This is a genomic window from Nitrincola nitratireducens (assembly GCF_000585235.1).
Classification (GTDB): domain Bacteria; phylum Pseudomonadota; class Gammaproteobacteria; order Pseudomonadales; family Balneatricaceae; genus Nitrincola; species Nitrincola alkalisediminis.
Map to the genome: position 1 here is coordinate 1 of NZ_AONB01000005.1, position 19,294 is coordinate 19,294.

Here is a 19,294-nt window from a genome sequence, read left to right on the forward strand (position 1 = left end):
TTTTGTGTGTCATAACGTTAGATTCTCTGAATCTAAGCGTCTTTTTCGTCTTGTTAAGACTCATCCTATTTACTTTTCTTATATAATTATTAAAACTGTCTTACATTTTTAATAGGTGTGTGCAATGTATACAGAAGAAGATATTAGACGATTAACTTGGCAGTGCCGAAGAGGCATGTTAGAGCTAGATGTTTTGTTAGGTCCTTTTGTTGAGACAACTTTTCGCAGTCTGAATGAAGCAGATCAGAGGTGTTTCGTGCGTTTGTTAGATTGTGAGGATCAGGATTTATTTACTTGGTTGATGCAACGTGGCGAGTCAGAGGATGCTGATATACAACGTATGGTAAGGATGATTCTTGAACGGGTTCAACCATCTTGAAGTGACAGTCGGCCAGTCAACGCTGGTCGTCAGTGTTCTTCTTGCAATTCTGACAGTCGCGTTATTGTCTATATCACTAACGCCACTATTTAGTGGTGTCGTTTACTATATGATGCTTTTTGGCTGTTGTTATTACGCAGGTATAACCTATAAATCCTATATTAACACCCATATAGGTTCGAAGCTGACGTGGAATCCAGATGCTGACGAATTGCACCTTACAGATTTAAAAGGCAAAGTTCGCCGTTTTACTAAAATTCAGCGAATCTCACATCACCAAGTTTGGATATATTTAGTGCTGGATAACGAAGAGGGACAGGTCAATCTATTGTTGCCGATAGATTCCATGCCCTCTTCGGATTTTCGTCGTTTAAGTGTGATGTGTCGTTACATTAAATAGACCTTGTTGCACTGGGCCAAGGATAGTTTTTAGGTGCTAAAATTGTATCCGCTATATCTTTAGCGGCCTCAGGATAGTCTTTCGTGTAGTGTAAACCCCGACTCTCTTTACGTTGCATAGCACTCAAAATGATAAGTTCAGCAACAGTTGCTAGGTTTCTTAACTCTATTAAGTCACGACTAATTTTGTAGTTTGAATAGTATTCCGAAATTTCCTTTTGTAACATCTCAATTCTATGATGTGCACGTGCTAGACGTTTGGTTGTTCTTACTATACCAACGTAATCCCACATGAAACGACGCATCTCATCCCAGTTGTGTGAAATGATGACGTCTTCATCCGAGTCGGTAACTTGTGACTCATCCCACTCTGGAAGGTCAATATTTGTTTCATCTGAATAGACTGCAAGTTGCTCTCGTATATGCTCTGCAGCAGAGCGTGCATAGACAACACACTCTAATAATGAATTTGAAGCAAGTCGATTAGCCCCATGTAAACCCGTAAAGGCGGTCTCGCCGATTGCATAGAGACCTGGTATGTCAGTACAGCCATTTATGTCTGTCACGACTCCACCGCAGGTATAATGCGCTGCCGGTACAACAGGGATAGGATCTTTAGTAATATCAATTCCATACTCATTGCAACGCTCATAGATTGTAGGGAAATGCTCTTTAATAAAGTCTGCAGGTTTGTGCGAAATATCAAGGTAAACGCAGTCGCACCCTAAGCGTTTCATTTCATGGTCAATAGCGCGAGCGACGATATCGCGTGGAGCTAACTCCATCCGGGGGTCAAAATTTTGCATGAAGCGATCGCCATTAGGCAGTAAAAGAAGGCCGCCTTCTCCGCGTACAGCCTCAGTAATTAGAAAGGATTTTGCGTTTGGATGGTATAAGCAGGTCGGGTGGAACTGATTGAATTCCATATTTGCAACTCTACACCCAGCTCGCCAAGCCATGGCGATACCATCACCTGTTGTTCCATCGTGGTTGCTTGTGTATAGATATGCTTTCGATGCGCCGCCTGTGGCAAGAATAACTTTCTTGGCTTTAAATGCGATGATTTCACCTGTCGTGTGGTTCAGGACGTAGGCGCCGATGCAGTGATTGTTCGGTAAGCCAAGCTTTCGTCGTGTAATAAGATCGATTGCAATATGATGTTCAAAGATTTCGATCGATTCTTTTTCCAGAGCCTTCTCAATCAGCGTTTCAGCAACGGCTCGTCCTGTTGCATCTGACGCATGAATGATACGACGATGAGAGTGCCCACCTTCTTTAGTTAGATGATAGCTTTCTCCTTCCTTTGTAAAAGGAACGCCTTGGTCAATCAGCCATTGAATGGCCTCGGGGCCATTGTTAATGGTGTGTTCAACCGCAGATGGAATGCTTAGATGAGCCCCTGCCACTAATGTATCAGCAACATGATTGGCCAGTTTATCATCTTCATCTAAGACAGCGGCAATTCCACCTTGTGCTAGCCATGTAGAACCTGTTTGGACGGAGCTTTTGCTGAGTACGGCGACATGCGCGTGACCTTCTAAGTTGAGTGCAAGGGTCAATCCTGCAGCTCCACTGCCAATTACCAGTACATCGTATTCTTTCGTTTTGGTCATCGTTATGTCTCTTTGGACTGCTTATCATCCAGCATAATACGGATTTTGACTTTAGTATGGTATTTTATGCCATTAAATAATATTTAGATCGGAACTTCACTCAAAATAAAAGATCATACCTACAGAATCGTTTTTTGACTGCTCGGGGTTGAAAAGCAGGTAATAGTAATTACATACTCACTCTGAAACCCTCCAATTAGAGAGGGTAACTAACCAGCTTACATAAGGAATCCGAGTGTCAGAAGATAATCAGATACAAGCTGATCAACTCTTAGTTGAGCGTGTACAGGCTGGCGACAAGCGAGCCTTTGATCTGTTGGTTAAAAAGTATCAGCACAAGATCATTGGGCTTATTTCCCGTTATATATACGATCAACACGAAGCGTTAGATGTTGCACAAGAGTCTTTTATAAAAGCGTACCGTGCACTGCCGAAGTTCAGAGGTGATAGCGCGTTTTACACTTGGTTGTACCGTATCGCAATTAACACAGCCAAGAACCATTTGGTATCTCGTGGACGTCGCCCACCGGATACCGATGTAGATGTTATGGATGCACAGTATTTTGATGGTGATACAGAGTTACGTGATATCGAGTCACCTGAAAATAGTCTCTATCGTGATGAGTTACAAGATGTTATCAATCGAGTGCTTGATAAACTACCAGAGGACTTGCGTGCTGCCCTCACGCTACGTGAGCTAGAAGGAATGAGCTATGAAGAAATAGCTCAAGTGATGGATTGTCCCGTTGGTACGGTTAGATCAAGAATTTTTCGGGCACGAGAGGCAATCGATAACGAAATAGCCCCTTTGTTAAAAGACGATTGATGTTGGGCTTTATTATATTTAGGTTGAGGTACGCAGATGAACGAGCAGGTTGAGCCCCTATCCGCTCTAGTTGATGGTGAAGTCAGTGAACTAGAGTTGAGGCGAATTCTAAAACAGATTGAAGGAAATTCTCTCGAGGTCGATAAGTGGCGTCGTTATCACTTGATTTCGTCACTCATGAAGAATGAGTCACACTCTGTCTATACAACTGATCTGAGTTCCGCGGTGATGTCTGCAATTAATGAGTCAGACGTTAAACAGCAACGCGATGAATCGGTAGACATAATCAATGGGCACCAAAGTAATTTTTGGAAGTCACTAGCCAGTATGGCCGTCGCTGCATCCGTTACAGCTGTTATTATTCTTGGCGCTGGGTGGCAATCTCCTTCTAATGATGCAGTTGTCACTCTACCAAGCATAGCCGCTAATCCAAGCACAGCATCATCTTATGCTCAGCAAGCAAGGTTTGGTGGGATATCGTCGACTCAGTTAGACCACTCATCTGAAATTATCCGGTCAAAAGATACTTTGCAACGTTATGTTGATCAGCATCAATTTTACATTTCGGATCAGCGATATCCGCAATGGTCTATTGGCTGGCTACCAGATGGGTTCCGAAACATACGTCATGAGTCTGTTCAGCACGGCGAGGTCATGGTTTTTTCAAATGGTCGGCAAGCCTTCTCTGTGACAATTGAAGACAGAGGTCGGCAGGCTCTTCAGGAAGGTGTGTCGAATGTGGGTGATTATATCGCGGTAGGTAAAATTCAAGGCGATAAATTTGTAACAGTTGTCGGGAATATGCCAATTATGATAGCCGAGAGAATTGCCTCTTCTGTTGACGTTAGCAGGTAGTCCCAGTGGTCGAAGAAACGGCAAAAGTCATTAGAGTCTTAGATAAAGCTCTTGTTGTTGAAACCAAACGACTTAGTGCCTGTCAAACTTGTTCGTCGCGTGATGGATGTGGACAAAAAAAATTGACGTCTTTATGGGGGAATCGGGTATCCGAGTTGCTCATTGACAACCCAAGTGGGTTAGAGGCTCAACCGGGTCAACAGGTTGTGATTGGCCTGAATGAGCAGGCAATTTTAAAGGCTTCTCTACTATTGTACTTACTGCCCTTGTCTTTGATGATAGTAACGGCAATGTTGTCTTACTCCCAAGGAGTGTCTGAGGGATGGATGATTATTATGTCGTTTGCTGGACTCATGATTGGCTTCGTCATCGCACGCTGGGTTTCATCTGTATTTTTCGAATTGGCTGACTATCAGCCAGTATTATTAAGACTTTCACTATAAACTTTGAAAAAAAGGTCTCAATGATGAAAAAAGTACCGCTAAGTATTGTGCTTTTGCTCTTTTCACTTGCGCTCGCACTCTCCGTTCAGGCGCAGACTTTTCCTGATTTTAAGACATTGGTGAGAGAGGCGTCGCCGGCTGTTGTGAATATCAGCACGGTACAGAAGGCGGCTCCTGTTTCTCAAGACCCTTTCAGTCAATTTAGAGGGCCTGGAAGTGAAGATATACCTGAAATTTTCAGGCATTTTTTTAGAGGTTTTCCAGACACTCAACCGCGCAGAGGCAATCCTACACCTAGATCTTTAGGCTCAGGGTTTATTATTTCGGATGATGGCTATATTTTAACGAATCACCACGTTATCAAAGATGCCGAGCAAGTTATTGTTCGATTAAGTGATCGTCGTGAGCTGGAAGCTGAGGTGGTGGGTTCAGATCCAAGATCCGATGTTGCCCTTTTAAAAGTGGCTGGTGAAAACCTCCCGTATGTAAAAATTGGTGCTTCAAATGAATTAGAGCCAGGTGAGTGGGTTTTGGCCATAGGCTCTCCTTTTGGATTCGATCATAGTGTGACAGCGGGTATTGTCAGTGCAACAGAGCGCTCTCTAGCCAATGATACCTATGTACCTTTTATTCAAACAGATGTGGCGATTAATCCCGGAAATTCTGGCGGACCTTTGTTTAATTTGGCGGGAGAGGTCGTTGGGATCAACTCTCAGATTTATACTCGCTCGGGCGGCTTTATGGGACTCTCATTTGCGATTCCAATTGATGTGGCGATGGAAGTATCGGAGCAAATTAAAGGGCAAGGTTTTGTTACGCGCGGTTGGTTAGGTGTTGTTATCCAAGAAGTGAGTCGTGATCTTGCTGAGTCCTTTGGCTTGCCAAAACCATCAGGCGCATTGGTTGTAAAAGTGATGGCGGATAGCCCTGCTCAAGCAGCGGGTTTACAAGAGGGAGATGTTATTGTTCGGTTCGAAGGTCATGACATTAATTTGTCGTCAGATTTGCCCCATCATGTTGGTCGCGTTCGTCCGGGGCAATCGGCTGTAATTGATTTAATCAGAGGTGGGCAAGCCTTGACATTGAATGCCACCATCGGTGTGTTGCCCGATGAAGATAACCTTGCTCAGATACCGGATGTTCAGCAAGGTGAGAGTCTTGGTTTAGTTGTTCAACCTTGGATGCTGATTTGCGTACTCGATGGAACGTGACCTCGGGGGTAGTGATAAGCCAAGTCAATGATGGGCCCGGTGCTTCGGCGGGATTAATGGTTGGTGATATCATTACCATGTTAAATGGCCAACGCATTGAAACCATCGAACAGTTTAACCAAGTTGTTGCGGGTCTGCCTAAAGGTCGGTCAGTGCCGCTGCGCATCGTTCGACGCGGAAACCCCATGTTTATACCTCTCAAGCTTTGATGTTCTTATCATGATGAAAAGGCTTGGCTAGTGTCCAAGCCTTTCCACTTTCAATCAGATAGCCCAAAAGCCCCGAATGCGGTAGACTACTGCGCTTATTGTTGGGTGAAAAAACCCAGTACCAAACTGACTCGAGACATGCATTGTGAGTAACCTGGACCATATCCGTAATTTTTCAATCATTGCCCACATCGATCATGGCAAATCAACGCTCGCAGACCGCTTTATTCAGGTCTGTGGTGGTTTGTCTGCTCGCGAGATGGAAGCTCAAGTTCTTGACTCTATGGACATAGAGCGTGAGCGTGGCATTACTATTAAAGCTCAAAGCGTTACTCTTAACTACACTGCGAAAGATGGAGTAACCTACCAGTTAAACTTCATCGATACACCGGGGCATGTTGACTTCTCATATGAGGTTTCGCGTTCTTTAGCGGCGTGCGAGGGTGCATTGTTGGTTGTTGATGCAGCTCAAGGAGTGGAGGCCCAATCCGTTGCCAACTGTTACACGGCCATTGAGCAAGGTTTAGAAGTTGTTCCGATTTTAAACAAAATGGATTTGCCTCAAGCAGAACCGGATCGCGTTAAAATTGAAATTGAAGAAGTGATCGGCATTGATGCAACGCATGCAATCCCCTGTTCGGCAAAGAGTGGTATGGGGGTTGAGGACGTTCTAGAGGAGCTCATTCGTGTTATTCCACCGCCTGTCGGTGATCTGGACAAGCCGCTACAAGCCTTGATCATTGACTCCTGGTTTGATAATTACTTAGGCGTTGTATCCTTAGTTCGTGTTAAAAATGGGCGCTTGCGTAAAAAAGATAAGATATTGGTTAAGTCGACAGGACAGACGTACTTGGTCGATTCGGTCGGTGTATTTACCCCTAAACGTCTAGTGACGGATGAGTTGAAAGCGGGTGAAGTTGGATTTATCGTTGCAGGGATTAAAGATATTCACGGCGCACCAGTCGGTGATACCTTAACACTTTCAAAAACACCTGATGTAGATATTTTACCTGGTTTCAAACGAGTGCAGCCACAGGTGTATGCTGGACTGTTTCCAACCAGTTCGGATGATTACGAAGATTTCCGTGAAGCACTTGATAAGTTAACCTTAAACGATGCCTCTTTGTTCTTTGAGCCTGAAACCTCAGATGCTTTAGGGTTTGGTTTTCGCTGCGGTTTCCTAGGTATGCTTCATATGGAAATCATACAAGAGCGTCTTGAACGTGAGTATGATCTTGATCTTGTCACCACAGCCCCAACCGTTATTTATGAGTTGGAGCTGAATAATGGTGAGGTTATTCAAATCGACAGCCCCTCGAAACTGCCTGATCCAGGCTCAGTTAAAGAAATGAGAGAGCCGATTGTCCTTGCAAACATTCTTGTACCTCAGGATTATCTTGGTCAAGTCATAGGTCTTTGCGTTGACAAACGAGGCATTCAAAAAAATATGCAGTTTGTTGGGAATCAAGTTCAGTTGAGTTATGAGTTACCCATGGCTGAGGTTGTTCTGGATTTCTTCGACCGTTTGAAGTCTGTGAGTCGTGGTTACGCATCGCTCGAATATAACTTTATTCGTTTTGAAGCAGCCAAGCTGGTTCGATTGGATGTGTTAATTAACGGTGATAAGGTGGATGCTCTAGCCGTTATTTTGCATAAGGACAATGCACTTTATCGTGGGCGTATGCTCTGTGAAAAAATGAAAGACCTGATTCCCAGACAAATGTTTGATGTGGCCATTCAGGCAGCGATAGGTGGGAAAATCATCTCACGCACGACCGTCAAAGCCTTACGTAAAAATGTATTGGCGAAGTGTTACGGTGGTGACGTAAGTCGTAAAAAGAAATTACTTTCTAAACAGAAAGAAGGTAAAAAGCGAATGAAACAGGTTGGCCGAGTTGAAATACCTCAAGATGCCTTCCTTGCCGTATTAAAAGTAGATAGCTGAGGCCTTCATGGATTTTGACTTCTCCCTCATTTTGGTAATTCTGACATTTCTAACAGGCGTGATTTGGCTGGTGGACTTATTGTTCTTTGCACCTAAACGCAAGGAATCCTTACGTTTAGCTAAAGCAGAGCATGGGGGAGAGCTACCTGAAGCGGTTGCAACTAAGCTAAAGCAGCCGCCGGGTTGGGCGGATTTCTCAGTGTCAATTTTCCCAGTGTTGGCAATTGTCTTAGTGCTTAGATCGTTTTTGTTTGAGCCTTTCCAAATACCGTCTGGTTCAATGTTGCCTACGTTACAGATAGGTGACTTTATTGTTGTTAACAAATTTCATTATGGCTTGCGGTTACCTGTGACGAATACACGCTTTTTAAGTGTAAATGATCCTAAGAGAGGTGATGTTGCAGTTTTTCGCTATCCAGAACAGCCCAGTATCAATTATATTAAGCGTGTTATAGGTGTGCCTGGTGATTTGGTGACCTATCACAATAAGACCTTCTACATTAATGGAGAAGTGGTGCCTCAGGAGTTGGTGGCTAGAATACCCCCAGGAAACCCTGAAACTCTCTTAATCAAGGAGTCGCTTGATGGAACCACGTTTCAGATACAGCATGATTTGGGTCGGCACTTTGGTAGCGCCCAATGGCAAGTACCTGAAGGGCATTACTTTTTTGTAGGTGATAACCGTGATAACAGTAATGACAGTCGTTATTGGGGGTTTGTCTCCGAGGATTTGTTAGTGGGTAAAGCCGTTGCAGTTTGGATGCATTGGGATAATTTTTTCAGTCTTCCAGACTTCAGCATTGTCCGGAAAATCAAATAGGGATTTATTAGATGAAACAACATCCTAGATCAGCGCAACGCGGTGCTACTTTTTTTGGCGTTCTTTCCGTTGTTATCGTGGCGGGAATATTCCTAACAATCGCTTTTAAACTCTTTACTCCTTACTGGGATCACAAAACCTTGGTTAGTGTGGTTAAGTCGGCCAGTGAGGACCCAGAAGAGCTACGTCGTCCTGTGAGCCAGATTCGTTCAAACTTAGAGCGTCGGTTTGTGATAAACCAAGTGTCTCTGGCCTCTCCCGAGGCACTGACCATCGTTGATGAAAGTGGCATGATAAAATTTACCTTAGATTACGAAGTTAGAGTTCCTATGTTTGCAAATGTGGATGCGGTTGTGAAATTTGAAGAATACTTTGAAGGCAGAAAGCCTTGAAAAAGCCTGTTTCTGAGCTGGCCCGGCGTTTAGGGCATGTGTATGAAGATGAGTCGTTACTAGAGTTAGCGTTAACACATAGAAGTTGCGGTAAGCGTAACAATGAGCGTCTTGAGTTTTTAGGCGACTCAATCTTGAACTTTATCATTGCGGCTGACTTGTTTGATCGCTTTCCTTCGGCTAAAGAAGGTCAGCTCAGTCGTTTAAGAGCCGCGATGGTTAAGGGTGAGACGCTGGCGGAAATTGCCAGAGAGCTTGATCTTGGACAGTATCTACGCCTTGGGTCTGGAGAACTAAAAAGTGGAGGTTTTCGTCGAGATTCTATTCTCGCCGATACAGTAGAAGCAATCATCGGTGCTATCTACATGGATGCTGGTTTGGAAACAGCACGATTCTATGTGCTTAAGTGGTTTGAAAAGCGTTTAGTTGAGCTGGATTTGGATGGTTCTATAAAAGACTCAAAAACACGTTTGCAAGAGTTTTTGCAATCGCGTCGTTTAGACCTTCCCGATTATGATCTCATACATGTTGAAGGTGAGGCTCATTCGCAAACATTTTATATACAGTGCAAGGTGGCGTTATTAAACGAACCAACGGAGGGTAGTGGTAGCAGTCGTCGTCAGGCCGAACAAGAGGCGGCAAAAGCGGCTTTACAATTGTTAAAACAGGAATCCTCTTCATGAGTGAAATTACACGCTGTGGCTTTGTGGCAATAATTGGGCGTCCTAATGTCGGTAAGTCCACTTTGCTCAATCATATACTCGGCCAGAAAATCAGTATTACCTCCCGCAAGCCGCAAACCACTCGTCACCAGATTTTAGGCATTAAGACGGAAGAGAACGATCAGATTGTTTATGTTGACACACCAGGTTTGCATAACGATGAAAAGGGTAAAGCACTTAACCGCTTTATGAATAAAACGGCGTCTGACGCCTTGCGTTTTGTTGACGTTATCGTCTTTCTAGTGGATAGAACGCGTTGGACCGATGAAGATGAAATCGTGTTACAAAAGCTTGAGTATACTCAATGTCCAGTAATTCTTGCTGTCAATAAAATTGATCAGTTGAAAGACAAGGGTGAACTTTTGCCGCAACTAGAGCAGCTTTCGGTAAAGTATCCGTTTGCGGCTATTATGCCTTTGTCGGCTAAGCAAGGGCACAATGTTGATGCATTAGAGAAAAAGGTGATGGAGTTTTTACCTGAAGGGCCACATCACTATCCTGAAGATCAAATTACAGATCGCAGTTCACGCTTTATTGTCTCGGAAATCGTGCGTGAAAAGCTCATGAGAAATCTAGGTGAAGAAGTCCCTTATGGCGTGACGGTTGAGATTGAAGAGTTTACGCACACGGGCACATTGTTGACGATTAGTGCCTTAATATTGGTCGAACGAGAAGGTCAAAAACGCATTGTAATCGGTGATAAAGGTGCTGTGTTGAAAAACATTGGTCGAGATGCGCGCTTGGATGTTGAAAAAATGTTCGAGTGTAAAGTCATGCTCAACCTTTGGGTAAAGGTTCGTCGTGGCTGGTCAGATGATGAAAGAGCGTTGAAAAGTTTGGGCTACAGGCACGAGTGATGCAGCATAGGGTGGAGCAGGCGGCTGCCTATGTCTTGCATACCCGGCCTTACAGAGAAACCAGCTTGTTGGTGGATCTTTTTTCATTAGAGTATGGCCGCTTAAGTTTAGTGGCAAATGGTGCGCGTCGTCCAAGCTCGAAGCGACGGCATCATTTGCAACCTTTTCAGGCCATTCAAGTGAGCTGGCGCGGTCGTCATGAGTTGAAAACCTTACAATCGTCGGAAGTTCCAAGTGTCTTTATGCCGTTAACGGGCACGGCCTTGCTATGCGGTTTGTATGTTAATGAATTACTGCAGCGCTTATTGCCTCCGGCAGAGCCCTGTCCGCGCTTGTATCTGTACTACACCTACTTACTCAATGAACTACAGCATCAGCAAGATATTGAAGGTGCACTTAGGACTTTTGAGCGTCAACTCTTAGAAACAATAGGGTATGGGATAGCGTTTGATGCCATTCAGGCGGATATCAGTTATACATTTGACCCTCATATTGGTTTCACACCCGTCGCGAATGCTCTTGGGCCTTATCTAGGAGCACATCTTTTGGAAATCGCGGAGGATCGATATGAAAACCTCATTGTTCGTCGGATTGCAAAGCGACTGATGCGAGAAGCCTTATCTCTTGTGTTAGGTGATAAGCCATTAAAAAGTAGAGAGTTATTTTTAAATTATGGGAGGTCGGCATGATCGATCCAGCGCGTATACTACTCGGTGTTAATATTGACCACATCGCAACTCTGCGTCAGGCAAGAGGGACCCGTTATCCAGATCCTGTTCATGCAGCCCTTTTGGCTGAAGAAGCAGGTGCCGACGGAATTACAGTTCATTTACGTGAAGATCGTCGTCATATCCAAGAGCGTGATATTCGTATTTTATCCGAAGTCTTGCAAACACGTATGAACCTTGAAATGGCCATCGCACCTGAAATGCGCGAGTTCGCTAAAGTGATTAAACCTGCGCACATTTGTTTAGTTCCCGAGAAACGTGAGGAGCTGACAACGGAGGGTGGGCTAGATGTTGTAAAATATTTCATGGAAGTGTCAGAGTACTGTGACGATCTAGGTGGAATGGGAAGTGAAGTGTCCCTGTTTATCGATCCGGATAAGGCGCAAATTGATGCTGCATTGGCCTGTAAAGCGCCTGCGATTGAACTGCATACTGGTGCTTATGCAGATGCACACACGATAGAACAGCAACGTTTGGAGTTAGATCGCATCGTGCAAGCGGCACAGTACGCCCATGATAAAGGTTTGATCGTCAATGCGGGTCATGGTTTGCATTATCATAATGTTGAGCCTATTGCAGAAATCAGTTGCTTAAATGAACTGAATATCGGCCATGCGCTTATCGCTCATGCTATGTTTGTCGGCCTTAAAGCCGCTGTAATTGAAATGAAAGCATTGATGATTGGTGCACGTTTAGGAAATCGCCGTGCGTGAGTGTGTTTTATGATTCTTGGAACAGGAATCGATATTGCTCAGATTGATCGAATTGAAGCTGCGCTCTCCAGAACTAAAGGCCTGGCAGAGCGTATACTGACACCCGTGGAGCTGGAGGGATTTCAGCGCGACTCAAATCCTCATCGATACCTAGCGAAGCGCTTTGCTGCTAAAGAGGCTGCGGTCAAAGCGCTAGGTACGGGCATAGGTCAAGGGGTTGGTTGGCATCATTTTGAAATTGTAAAGGATGCGTATGGCAAGCCGGGCTTGGAAGTGAGCCAAGGTGCTAAGCGGTTGGCTGATGAAAAAGGCATAAAGTTCTGGCACTTATCCTATACGGATGAAAAGCAGTACGTTGTCGCTATGGTCATAGCAGAAGGTTGAGGTTTCAGTAGGCAGTGGTTAATATGCCTTCAATATTTTGGGATAGCTTAGCGGTTATTCCTCTGAAGTAGGGTTTAATTGATGACACAGATAACGTATCCCACCATTGCCGAATGCGTTGGCAACACGCCATTGGTTCGCCTTCAGCGTATTCAAGTCCCCAACAATAACACCCTCCTCTGTAAATTAGAGGGCAATAATCCAGCAGGGTCTGTTAAAGATCGCCCCGCGTTGAGTATGATCAACCTTGCTGAATCTAGGGGAGATATTCTACCGGGCGATGTGTTGATTGAAGCGACATCGGGCAACACAGGTATCGCATTAGCGATGGCTGCGGCGATCAAGGGCTATCGCTTAAAGTTAATTATGCCAGCCAATATGAGCAGTGAGCGTAAAGCCGCAATGACGGCCTACGGCGCTGAGCTAATTGAAGTCAGTAAAGAAGAAGGCATGGAGCGTGCGCGTGATTTAGCACTTGAAATGCAGGCGGCAGGCGAAGGGAAAGTCTTAGATCAGTTCTCGAATCTTGATAATCCTCAGGCTCACTATGTAACAACAGGGCCTGAAATATGGCAGCAGACACACGGCCAGATTACCCATTTTGTCAGCTCAATGGGGACAACAGGGACGATTATGGGTGTGTCTCGATATCTAAAAGAACAAAACTCTGCTGTGCAGATCGTTGGTTTACAACCAGCAGAAGGGGCATCGATCCCTGGTATTCGTCGCTGGCCGACGGAATATCTCCCGAAAATATTTGAAAAAACACGCGTCGACCTGATATTGGATATCGCTCAGTCTGAAGCTGAGCAAATGATGAGACGCATCGCTCGCGAAGAAGGTATTTTTGCAGGCGTCTCGTCAGGCGGTTCCGTTGCGGGTGCAATGAAACTTGCTGAGCAAGTTGAGAATGCGACCATTGTATGCATCATTTGTGATCGCGGTGATCGTTACTTATCGACCGGCGTATTTGATTCCCACTAAGGAAACGACTAGGGAGTAGTACTTTTATGGTTAAAGTACGTGAAGAACATCCCATCAAGGAAGATGGAACTGTTGATTTAGATCTTTGGATATTACGACTGCAAAAGCAGGTTGAAATACCCGATCCTATGTTCGTTCGCCAAGCATGTGAGCGTGTTAAAGAAGCGCGCGATGCAGTGGCCGGTGATGACGACATGTGGTCGGAAAACAGTAAGGACGCATACCTCACGGGCTTAGAAATGGCCCAGATCCTGGCAGAGCTTCAGCAGGATCAAGAAAGCCTCATCGCTGCGATTCTCTATCGTGCGGTTCGTGAACAAAAAATCCCTATAGCGGACGTTCGCAAAGAGTTTGGGCAAACGATTGCAAGTTTGATTCAGGGTGTTTTACAAATGGCGGCTATCGGCAGCCGCAAAAATCCACGCCTTGAGTCTAACGTATTAGGTGATTCAGAAGGTCAAGTCGACAACCTTCGTAAAATGCTGGTGGCGATGATTGATGATGTGCGTGTAGCACTGATCAAGATTGCCGAACGAACCTGCGCGATACGCGGTGTGAAAGATGGAAGTCGAAAAAAACGCTATCTAGTTGCCCGAGAAGTTTTTGATATTTACGCTCCATTGGCTCACCGCTTAGGAATAGGGCACATTAAGTGGGAGCTAGAAGACTTATCTTTTCGCTATCTAAAGCCTAATGATTACAAACATATTGCTCGTCTTCTAGATGAAAAACGTCTGGATAGACAACTCTTCATCAATGAAGTAGTTGAGATGTTGCGCAGTCGCTTGTCTGATGCGCACATTGCTGGTCAGGTTCAGGGCCGAGCCAAGCATATTTACAGTATCTGGCGCAAAATGCAGCGCAAGAATATTGAGTTTAATCAGGTGTATGATGTGCGTGCGGTGCGTGTACTCGTCCCAGAAGTGAGAGACTGTTATACCGTTTTAGGGATCGTTCATGGACTTTGGCGTAATATTCCCCATGAATTTGATGATTATATAGCCTCACCTAAATCTAATGGTTACCGCTCGCTTCATACGGCTGTTTTTGGACCTGAAGGAAAAGTCTTAGAAATTCAAATACGTACATTTGAAATGCATGATGAAGCTGAGTTAGGCGTCTGTGCGCATCATCTGTATAAAGGCACAGATACACGTGCCCGTCGAGATGGCTACGAAGAGAAAATCTCTTGGTTACGTCAAGTGCTGGAGTGGCATGATGACCTTGGCGAAAGCGAAGGTCTGCAAGATATTTTACGTGGCGATGTGACCCAAGACCGTGTGTATGTCTTCACACCGGATGGTCATGTCATCGATATGCCGTCAGGCTCGACCCCTGTTGATTTTGCCTACAGAGTTCACACCCAAGTCGGGCATCGTTGTCGTGGCGCCAAAGTCAATGGCCGCATAGTACAGCTAAACCATTGCTTAAAAACGGGTGATCAAGTCGAAATTCTCACCAGTGCAGAAGAGAGACCTCGTCGTGATTGGTTAAATATCAACCTCGGCTTTGTCACCACATCAAGGGCGCGTGCAAAGGTTGCGCACTGGTTTAAGCTTCAGGCGAAAGAACAAAATGCTGAGGCTGGTCGTGAAATGGTTGAGCGCGAACTGCGTCGCTTGGCTTTGGATATTAATCAACACGACCTGAAAAAAATTGCAGTGGCTGTAAACTTCAAGGCAACAGAGGATATGTTTGCGGCCTTAGGTGCGGGCGATTTGCGTCTGGCGCAAATTATTCATGAAGCCCAGCGACAGTTTGAGCCCCGTCCAGATGAGCCAGCCGAAATTGTATCCAACTATCGCCATGCGAGTGATTCGCGCTCTGGTAAAGGTGATATCCGTATTCAAGGGGTTGGTAATTTACTGACGGTGATTGCAAGTTGCTGTAAACCGGTGCCAGGCGATCCGATTGTTGGCTTTATAACTCAAGGACGCGGTGTATCAATCCATCATGAAAATTGCAGTAATTTATTGGCTTTGCGTGAAAATGAGCCGCGTCGCATCGTAACGGTTGAGTGGGATGAAGCAGGAGAAACCACTTATCCTGTTGATATTCTGATTGAAGCCTATGATCGATCAGGCCTGTTGCGGGATGTTATGATGATTCTGGCCAATGAAAAACTGAATATATTGGCCGCTAACACCTTAACAGACAAAAACAGCAATATCGCGCGTCTGTCCATGACGGTTGAAATATCGAGACTGGAGATGCTTGGGCGTTTAATGGATAAGCTGAATCAGCTTCCTAACGTCATTGATGTCCATCGAGAGCGTGATAGGGGGAAATAAATGTCCTACTCTGTGAAGGATCTTTTGCACTTAATGACCCGCCTTCGGGATCCTGAAAGTGGATGCCCGTGGGATCGTGAGCAGACCTACTCATCCTTAGTGAAGTACACGCTTGAGGAGGTCTATGAAGTTGTTGATACTCTAGAGCGCGAGGATTGGCCTCACTTACAGGATGAGCTGGGTGACTTGCTCTTTCAAATTGTGTTTTATGCAGAAATAGCAAAAGAATCATCACATTTTCAATTTGAGGACATTATTCATCAACTCGTTGAAAAGTTAATTCGACGTCACCCCCATGTCTTTCCAGATGGACAACTCTATTCATCAGGTTTGCCTGTAGAGGCTATGACACAAGAAGACGTCCGTGCGTCATGGGAAGAGATTAAGCAGAAAGAGCGTGCGGCTAAGTCGAGAAAAGGCATATTAGACGAGATTCCTTTAGCCTTACCCGCTTTGCCTCGAGCCGTAAAACTGCAAAAGCGGGCTGCCAATGTGGGCTTCGATTGGACGGATATAGCCCCTGTTTTCGATAAGATTGAAGAAGAGCTTGCTGAGCTGAAAGAAGCGATTGCATCGGGTAACCATGCTGCTATTCTGGATGAAATGGGCGATTTACTGTTTGCGCAGGTGAATTTATCGCGTCATCTGAACGTCGATCCCGAGACGGCTTTACGGAGCACGAATCGGAAGTTTGAACGACGTTTTCGATTTGTTGAAACACAGGTTGAGCAGGGCCAAGGTGATTGGCATCACTATACCTTATCGGAGCTTGACCACTTTTGGAATCAAGCTAAGCAAGGAGAATCCCCAAATGAGTGATCTGCATGAAGCATTACGAGACGATGTTCGAATGCTGGGTGAGAGCCTAGGTAAAACGATTGAGGCAGAGCTAGGTTCTGAGTTTTTGCAAAAAATTGAACATATACGTCAATTGGCTAAAGAAGGCAGAGGTGCCGAGCGCCCTGAGCATCAAGAGCTTCTGTCAGCCATTGGCGAACTCGAAAAGGATGAAGTGCTTCCAGTGGCACGTGCGTTCACTCAGTTTTTGAATTTAGCCAATATTGCTGAGGAACATCACCGTGTTCGGCGCCACTTAGATGCACTAGAGCAGGATGTTCCTGATGACTTTGAGACGCTCATTGAGGAGCTTATCAGCAAGGGCTTCTCACCGGAGACGATTCGAGACAGTCTGTGCTCAATGAATGTTGAGCTGGTATTAACGGCTCACCCCACTGAAGTGAACCGACGCACGTTAATTCAAAAGTACGATGGCGTGCTCGATTGCCTAAGACGCTTGGATAGAGGCGAGCCTGTCCAAGAGCATTTAGATCAGCTTATTGCTCAGATTTGGCATACCGATGAAATCCGAAAACAACGGCCAACTCCTGTCGACGAAGCAAAATGGGGATTTGCTGTCATCGAAAATTCCCTATGGACAGCAATTCCGGCTTTTTATAAACGACTTGATCGTCAATTGCAGGCTAAAACAGGTCAAGGGCTCCCGTTGACCACATCGCCTGTTGTCTTTTGCTCTTGGATGGGTGGCGATAGAGACGGTAATCCAAATGTTACGGCTCGTGTCACAAAGCAAGTCTTGAGCTTATCTCAGTGGATGGCGGCTGACCTGTATACGCGTGACGTGGATCAACTGCGTGCCGAGCTCTCGATGTTTCGTGCGAATTCCGAGTTATTGGCCATCACGGGTGATGTGGCTGAACCCTATCGTGCGATACTGGGCGATCTTAGGGCAAAGCTGTGTGCAACACGCGATGCGATCAATGATCGTCTTAAGGGACGAGTGCCCTCAGATCATCCGTGTATTGAGTCGACTGAGCAATTGTTGGAGCCCTTATTAATTTGCCACCGATCTTTATGTGAGTGTGGCATGGAGAAAATTGCGGCAGGTTCTCTAGAAGACATTATTCGGCGTGTAGCCTGTTTTGGTTTAAGCTTAGTGAAGCTTGATATCCGCCAGAATGCAGATCGACATACCGCTGTATTGGATGAACTCACGCAATTTTATGATCGTGGTACTTACTCACAATGGTGTGAAGCTGAGCGACAAGCTTTTTTGGTTCAGGAGCTGTCATCGAAACGTCCATTAATTCCTAGAGCCTGGCAGCCTTCCGAGGAGGTTGCGGAGGTTCTGAATACCTGCCGGGTGGCGGCATCAGCGGTGCCATCTTCATTGGGGTCTTATGTGATCTCTATGGCGAGTTCACCATCGGATGTATTGGCTGTCATTCTATTGTTGCAAGAACATGGCATGGCTTGGAATATACCCGTTGTTCCCTTATTTGAGACCCTATCGGATCTGGATGGGGGGCCTGATTGTATCGATGCACTGTTAAATATTCCATGGTATAAAGCCTATACAGAGGGGCATCAAGAAGTCATGATTGGCTATTCTGATTCCTCTAAAGACGCAGGCCAACTTGCCGCCGCTTGGGGACAGTATCGAGCGCAAAAATCATTGACGGATGTTTGTCGTAAACACAGTGTGCATCTGACGTTGTTCCATGGCCGTGGAGGTACTGTAGGTCGTGGCGGTGGTCCTAGTCACACGGCAATATTGTCACAACCTCCCGGCTCAGTCGCAGGGACTCTAAGAGTCACTGAGCAAGGAGAGATGATTCGCTTTAAATTCGGAATTCCCGAAATTGCTATGCGAAATCTAGAGTTATACACAGGCGCTGTTTTGAAGGCGACACTTGCGCCAGTGAGTCATGCAAAACCTGAATGGAGTGAGCTGCTAGACGCCTTAGCGGATGACGGTCTGAAAAGCTATCGAGCGGTGGTTAGAGAGGACTCATTATTTGTACCTTACTTTCGATCAACAACGCCGGAGCAAGAGCTGGCAAAATTACCTCTAGGCTCGCGTCCTGCAAAGCGCAGAGCCGATGGTGGAGTCGAGAGCTTACGAGCCATTCCATGGATTTTTGCATGGACTCAGATACGCTTGATGCTACCCGCATGGTTAGGTTCTGATGTCGCATTGCAACGCGCCGTGGATGACGGAAAATTAGAGCAGTTGCAGCAGTTGTATATGAATTGGCCTTTTTTCCGTTCAAACATCGATTTATTAGAGATGGTTCTCGCCAAAAGCGACACCTATATTGCTGCCTACTATGAAAAACGCTTAACATCCGAAGATCTTGGTGTATTGGGGGCGAGTCTACGTGATCGGCTTAAAGCCATGCACGCTGTGGTTAAACAGGTGAAAGGGTTGTCGATGAGCGAACGCTTGTTATCAACAAACCCCGTGATTCGACAGTCAATTGATGTTCGAAATCCCTATTTAGATCCGTTGCATTTTTTGCAGGCTGAGCTTTTGTATCGAGATCGAAATCAGCCGGATGAGCGTCTTGAGCAGGCACTTATGGTGACGATGGCCGGGATCTCAGCCGGAATGCGTAATACTGGCTAGTTCTAACGTCGAATTGTGAGTGGCTTAACTGAGCGTTACCCTCGGATACTATTTTATTAATGCCTTGGCAGCATGTGTGCCTAGGACAAACAGAAT

General features: G+C 45.5%; 18 protein-coding genes and 1 pseudogene. 18 read left to right on the top strand and 1 reads right to left on the bottom strand.

Features of this window, described 5'->3' with window-relative positions:
* The first annotated feature begins 124 nt into the window (after nucleotides 1-124).
* Together D791_RS06165 and D791_RS06170 are read left to right on the top strand one after the other, a co-directional pair.
* Entirely contained in the window at nucleotides 125-379 is a 255-nt protein-coding gene (locus tag D791_RS06165) for an FAD assembly factor SdhE (RefSeq protein WP_036509250.1), read from the top strand.
* Nucleotides 357-779: a protein YgfX gene (locus D791_RS06170; protein ID WP_157682256.1), complete on the top strand. Its 423-nt coding sequence runs from the start codon at nucleotides 357-359 to the stop codon at nucleotides 777-779. Before D791_RS06165 ends, D791_RS06170 begins: the two co-directional genes overlap by 23 nt.
* Here D791_RS06170 and nadB read toward each other — a convergent pair.
* Nucleotides 772-2,391 carry an L-aspartate oxidase gene (gene nadB / locus D791_RS06175; RefSeq protein WP_036509255.1) on the bottom strand — a complete coding sequence of 540 codons (1,620 nt, stop codon included), beginning with the start codon at nucleotides 2,389-2,391 and terminating at the stop codon, nucleotides 772-774. The two genes, D791_RS06170 and nadB, sit on opposite strands and share 8 nt — an antisense overlap.
* A gap of 235 nt (nucleotides 2,392-2,626) precedes the next feature.
* On the opposite strand from nadB, the gene rpoE reads away from it, so the two are divergent.
* The 16 genes and pseudogenes from rpoE (at nucleotide 2,627) to ppc (ending at nucleotide 19,198) form a co-directional block, all read left to right on the top strand.
* A complete protein-coding gene (gene rpoE, locus D791_RS06180; RefSeq protein ID WP_081763762.1) occupies nucleotides 2,627-3,217 on the top strand; it encodes an RNA polymerase sigma factor RpoE in 591 nt (196 codons plus the stop codon).
* Between the two features lie 36 nt (nucleotides 3,218-3,253).
* Nucleotides 3,254-4,072 carry a MucB/RseB C-terminal domain-containing protein gene (locus D791_RS06185; RefSeq protein ID WP_036509258.1) on the top strand — a complete coding sequence of 273 codons (819 nt, stop codon included), beginning with the start codon at nucleotides 3,254-3,256 and terminating at the stop codon, nucleotides 4,070-4,072.
* Nucleotides 4,073-4,077: 5 nt separating this feature from the next.
* Nucleotides 4,078-4,515 carry a SoxR reducing system RseC family protein gene (locus D791_RS06190; protein WP_036509259.1) on the top strand — a complete coding sequence of 146 codons (438 nt, stop codon included), beginning with the start codon at nucleotides 4,078-4,080 and terminating at the stop codon, nucleotides 4,513-4,515.
* A 23-nt stretch (nucleotides 4,516-4,538) separates the two neighbouring features.
* A pseudogene (locus D791_RS06195) lies at nucleotides 4,539-5,935 on the top strand (DegQ family serine endoprotease).
* 145 nt (nucleotides 5,936-6,080) lie between these two features.
* A complete protein-coding gene (lepA, locus tag D791_RS06200; protein ID WP_036509262.1) occupies nucleotides 6,081-7,880 on the top strand; it encodes a translation elongation factor 4 in 1,800 nt (599 codons plus the stop codon).
* Nucleotides 7,881-7,887: 7 nt separating this feature from the next.
* Nucleotides 7,888-8,700: a signal peptidase I gene (gene lepB, locus D791_RS06205; protein ID WP_036509265.1), complete on the top strand. Its 813-nt coding sequence runs from the start codon at nucleotides 7,888-7,890 to the stop codon at nucleotides 8,698-8,700.
* An 11-nt stretch (nucleotides 8,701-8,711) separates the two neighbouring features.
* Nucleotides 8,712-9,092 (top strand): DUF4845 domain-containing protein, encoded by a 381-nt coding sequence (locus D791_RS06210; RefSeq protein ID WP_036509267.1) that lies wholly within the window; start codon nucleotides 8,712-8,714, stop codon nucleotides 9,090-9,092.
* The gene (gene rnc / locus D791_RS06215; RefSeq protein ID WP_036509269.1) at nucleotides 9,089-9,775 is read left to right on the top strand and encodes a ribonuclease III; all 687 of its coding nucleotides are present in this window, start codon (nucleotides 9,089-9,091) and stop codon (nucleotides 9,773-9,775) included. The genes D791_RS06210 and rnc overlap by 4 nt, the downstream gene beginning before the upstream one ends.
* On the top strand, nucleotides 9,772-10,671 hold the full coding sequence (gene era / locus D791_RS06220) for a GTPase Era (RefSeq protein ID WP_036509272.1): 900 nt from the start codon (nucleotides 9,772-9,774) through the stop codon (nucleotides 10,669-10,671). The genes rnc and era overlap by 4 nt, the downstream gene beginning before the upstream one ends.
* Nucleotides 10,671-11,360 carry a DNA repair protein RecO gene (gene recO / locus D791_RS06225; RefSeq protein WP_036509275.1) on the top strand — a complete coding sequence of 230 codons (690 nt, stop codon included), beginning with the start codon at nucleotides 10,671-10,673 and terminating at the stop codon, nucleotides 11,358-11,360. Before era ends, recO begins: the two co-directional genes overlap by 1 nt.
* Nucleotides 11,357-12,112, top strand: a complete 756-nt coding sequence (gene pdxJ, locus D791_RS06230; protein ID WP_036509279.1) for a pyridoxine 5'-phosphate synthase — start codon at nucleotides 11,357-11,359, stop codon at nucleotides 12,110-12,112. Before recO ends, pdxJ begins: the two co-directional genes overlap by 4 nt.
* 9 nt (nucleotides 12,113-12,121) lie before the next feature.
* On the top strand, nucleotides 12,122-12,496 hold the full coding sequence (locus D791_RS06235; protein ID WP_036509282.1) for a holo-ACP synthase: 375 nt from the start codon (nucleotides 12,122-12,124) through the stop codon (nucleotides 12,494-12,496).
* A gap of 81 nt (nucleotides 12,497-12,577) precedes the next feature.
* Nucleotides 12,578-13,480, top strand: a complete 903-nt coding sequence (gene cysM / locus D791_RS06240) for a cysteine synthase CysM (protein WP_036509284.1) — start codon at nucleotides 12,578-12,580, stop codon at nucleotides 13,478-13,480.
* A 26-nt stretch (nucleotides 13,481-13,506) separates the two neighbouring features.
* Complete coding sequence (gene relA, locus D791_RS06245; protein WP_036509287.1) at nucleotides 13,507-15,771, top strand: GTP diphosphokinase; 2,265 nt, start codon at nucleotides 13,507-13,509, stop codon at nucleotides 15,769-15,771.
* A complete protein-coding gene (gene mazG / locus D791_RS06250) occupies nucleotides 15,772-16,590 on the top strand; it encodes a nucleoside triphosphate pyrophosphohydrolase (RefSeq protein WP_036509289.1) in 819 nt (272 codons plus the stop codon).
* Nucleotides 16,583-19,198: a phosphoenolpyruvate carboxylase gene (ppc, locus tag D791_RS06255; RefSeq protein WP_036509291.1), complete on the top strand. Its 2,616-nt coding sequence runs from the start codon at nucleotides 16,583-16,585 to the stop codon at nucleotides 19,196-19,198. Before mazG ends, ppc begins: the two co-directional genes overlap by 8 nt.
* Nucleotides 19,199-19,294: the final 96 nt, after the last annotated feature.